Source organism: Emticicia agri (assembly GCF_004168285.1).
GTDB classification, from domain to species: Bacteria; Bacteroidota; Bacteroidia; order Cytophagales; family Spirosomataceae; genus Emticicia; species Emticicia agri.
The window spans coordinates 1-385 of the sequence record NZ_SEWF01000138.1; the positions used below are offsets into that span (position 1 = coordinate 1).

Genomic DNA, 385 nt, shown 5'->3' on the forward strand with positions numbered 1-385 from the left:
ACAGCGACAGGTTGTACAGGTGGCACCATCAGCTGGACAGGAGGCTCGACAGGCAGCACACTGACGGTTCCCTCAACTACCGCCGGAACTTACAGTTATACAGCTACCTGTAAGATTACCACCAATGGCAAAGAATGTTCGGCATCAGATGCAGGCAAAGTAACGGTGAATCCGGGCGTAAGCATCGAGGTAAAAGATATTGTGGTTTGTCTGAATGAAACGGCTACTTTAACAGCGACAGGTTGTGTGGGTGGCACCATCAGCTGGACAGGCGGTTCAACAGGCAGCACCTTGACGGTTCCCTCAACCACAGCTGGAACTTATAGTTATACAGCGACTTGTAAAATCACTACCAATGGTAAAGAATGTTCAGCCTCAACTTCAG

At 49.4% G+C, this 385-nt stretch carries 1 pseudogene; it reads left to right on the forward strand.

Annotation, left to right across the window (positions count from 1 at the left end):
* Positions 1–385 (forward strand): annotated as a pseudogene (locus tag EWM59_RS28065) (hypothetical protein); the annotation flags it as partial.